Genomic DNA, 3,679 nt, shown 5'->3' on the forward strand with positions numbered 1-3,679 from the left:
CGGTTGTTCCCTTTTGTGGGGCGTGTGTGGGGTGTGTGGTACGGGGTTGTTGTTTGAGAACTACATAGTGGACGCGAGCATCTTTTATAAGAAGCAATTTCCAAGAATATGAACCTGGATCTGTCGCTGTTGCCTTTTGGGGTGATGGTGGTGGTTTCTGTGGTTCTCTCGAAAATTACTCCTTGATCTTTTGTGGTCAAGTTTTTAAGAGCACACGGTGGATGCCTTGGCATTAGGAGCCGAAGAAGGACGTAGGAATCTGCGATAAGCCTGGGGGAGTCGATAACCGGACTGTGATCCCAGGGTGTCCGAATGGGGAAACCCCGCCAGGGGCGCGAGCTGCCTGGTGACCCGCATCTGAACACATAGGGTGCGTGGAGGGAACGCGGGGAAGTGAAACATCTCAGTACCCGCAGGAAGAGAAAACAATAGTGATTCCGTCAGTAGTGGCGAGCGAACGCGGATCAGGCTAAACCGTTCCATGTGTGATAGCCGGCGGGCGTTGCATGGTCGGGGTTGTGGGACTTCCCACTCCAGCTCTGCCGGGCTGGGAAGGTGAGAGTGCAGGCATAGGTGAACGGTCTTGAAAGGCCGGCCGTAGAGGGTGTGAGCCCCGTAACCGAAATGTTGTGCACCGCCTGGTGAAGTATCCCAAGTAGCACGGGGCCCGAGAAATCCCGTGCGAATCTGTCAGGACCACCTGATAAGCCTAAATACTCCCTAATGACCGATAGCGGACCAGTACCGTGAGGGAAAGGTGAAAAGTACCCCGGGAGGGGAGTGAAACAGTACCTGAAACCGTGTGCTTACAATCCGTCGGAGCCTCCGCGAGCGATCGTGTTGGGGTGACGGCGTGCCTTTTGAAGAATGAGCCTGCGAGTTAGTGTTACGTCGCGAGGTTAACCCGTGTGGGGAAGCCGTAGCGAAAGCGAGTCTGAATAGGGCGTTGCAGTGGCGTGATCTAGACCCGAAGCGAAGTGATCTACCCATGGCCAGGTTGAAGCGACGGTAAGACGTCGTGGAGGACCGAACCCACTTCAGTTGAAAATGGAGGGGATGAGCTGTGGGTAGGGGTGAAAGGCCAATCAAACTTCGTGATAGCTGGTTCTCCCCGAAATGCATTTAGGTGCAGCGTTGCGTGTTTCTTACCGGAGGTAGAGCTACTGGATGGCTAATGGGCCCTACAAGGTTACTGACGTCAGCCAAACTCCGAATGCCGGTAAGTGAGAGCGCAGCAGTGAGACTGTGGGGGATAAGCTTCATAGTCGAGAGGGAAACAGCCCAGACCACCAACTAAGGCCCCTAAGCGTGTGCTAAGTGGGAAAGGATGTGGAGTTGCGAAGACAACCAGGAGGTTGGCTTAGAAGCAGCCATCCTTAAAAGAGTGCGTAATAGCTCACTGGTCAAGTGATTCCGCGCCGACAATGTAGCGGGGCTCAAGTACACCGCCGAAGTTGTGGATTTCAGACATTAGCCAAGCCCTTGTGGTTCAGGCGTCTGGAGTGGTAGGGGAGCGTCGTGTGGGCAGTGAAGTCGCGGTGGAAACCAGCGGTGGAGCCTACACGAGTGAGAATGCAGGCATGAGTAGCGAAAGACGGGTGAGAAACCCGTCCGCCGGATGATCAAGGGTTCCAGGGTCAAGCTAATCTGCCCTGGGTAAGTCGGGACCTAAGGCGAGGCCGACAGGCGTAGTCGATGGACAACGGGTTGATATTCCCGTACCGGCGAAAAACCGCCCATGCTGAACAGGGGATACTAACCGCCCGAAACCTGCCTGACCGCCCTTGTGGTGGAAGGGTTTTGGTGGAGCGCGGGACCTGATCCTGGGAGGCAAGCGTATTAACAGGTGTGACGCAGGAAGGTAGCCGAGCCGGGCGATGGTTGTCCCGGTCTAAGGATGTAGGGCGAACGGTAGGCAAATCCGCCGTTCATGATGCCTGAGATCTGACGGGACCCCCGYAGGGGGGGATTCGGTGATCCTATGCTGCCGAGAAAAGCATCGACGCGAGGTTTTAGCCGCCCGTACCCCAAACCGACACAGGTGATCAGGTAGAGAATACTAAGGCGATCGAGAGAATTATGGTTAAGGAACTCGGCAAAATGCCCCCGTAACTTCGGGAGAAGGGGGGCCCCAACCTTGAACACCACTTGCTGGTGGGAGGGGATCGGGGCCGCAGAGACCAGGGGGAAGCGACTGTTTACTAAAAACACAGGTCCGTGCGAAGTCGCAAGACGATGTATACGGACTGACTCCTGCCCGGTGCTGGAAGGTTAAGAGGACCGGTTAGCCGCAAGGCGAAGCTGAGAATTTAAGCCCCAGTAAACGGCGGTGGTAACTATAACCATCCTAAGGTAGCGAAATTCCTTGTCGGGTAAGTTCCGACCTGCACGAATGGAGTAACGACTTCCCCGCTGTCTCAACCATAAACTCGGCGAAATTGCAGTACGAGTAAAGATGCTCGTTACGCGCAGCAGGACGGAAAGACCCCGAGACCTTTACTATAGTTTGGTATTGGTGTTCGGAGTGGCTTGTGTAGGATAGGTGGGAGACGTTGAAGCCCGGACGCCAGTTCGGGTGGAGTCATCGTTGAAATACCACTCTGGTCACTTTGGACATCTAACTTCGGCCCGTAATCCGGGTCAGGGACAGTGCCTGATGGGTAGTTTAACTGGGGCGGTTGCCTCCTAAAAAGTAACGGAGGCGCCCAAAGGTTCCCTCAGCCTGGTTGGCAATCAGGTGTCGAGTGTAAGTGCACAAGGGAGCTTGACTGTGAGAGAGACATCTCGAGCAGGGACGAAAGTCGGGACTAGTGATCCGGCGGTACATTGTGGAATGGCCGTCGCTCAACGGATAAAAGGTACCTCGGGGATAACAGGCTGATCTTGCCCAAGAGTCCATATCGACGGCATGGTTTGGCACCTCGATGTCGGCTCGTCGCATCCTGGGGCTGGAGTAGGTCCCAAGGGTTGGGCTGTTCGCCCATTAAAGCGGTACGCGAGCTGGGTTTAGAACGTCGTGAGACAGTTCGGTCCCTATCCGCTGCGCGCGCAGGAAATTTGAGAAGGGCTGTCCTTAGTACGAGAGGACCGGGACGGACGAACCTCTGGTGTGTCAGTTGTACTGCCAAGTGCACCGCTGATTAGCTACGTTCGGATGGGATAACCGCTGAAAGCATCTAAGCGGGAAGCTCGCTTCGAGATGAGATTTCCATACACCTTGYGTGTGAGAGGCCCCCAGCCAGACCACTGGGTTGATAGGCCGGATGTGGAAGCGAGGACTAACGACTCGTGAAGCTGACCGGTACTAATAGGCCGATAACTTACACCACACACCCTTCCCGTGAACGGATTCAAAAGACGTTCACACCAGGGGAAGGGTACAAAGAAACAAGACTGCTTGCGTCCACTATGTGGTTCCCAACCAACAAACCCGTTGCTTGAGGAACAAAACCACAACAAAATAACAACACCACAGATGTTGTAACCACAGATTTCCCCACCCCCGCCCCGCGGGTGCGTGGCGGAGCAAGGGTTACGGCGGTCATAGCGTGGGGGAAACGCCCGGTCCCATCCCGAACCCGGAAGCTAAGACCCACAGCGCCGATGGTACTGCACCCGGGAGGGTGTGGGAGAGTAGGTCACCGCCGGAACACCATTAACGGTCGAGGACCCCCACCAC

The 3,679-nt window shown here is 55.6% G+C and carries 2 rRNA genes; both read left to right on the forward strand.

Going from position 1 to position 3,679, the window contains the following annotated elements:
• The first annotated feature begins 194 nt into the window (after positions 1-194).
• Positions 195-3,329, forward strand: a 23S ribosomal RNA gene (locus AC1DRO_RS21105).
• Between the two features lie 204 nt (positions 3,330-3,533).
• Positions 3,534-3,650 (forward strand): 5S ribosomal RNA (gene rrf / locus AC1DRO_RS21110).
• The last annotated feature ends 29 nt before the right edge of the window (positions 3,651-3,679 follow it).

It is taken from the genome of Arthrobacter sp. P4_F11, assembly GCF_056401395.1.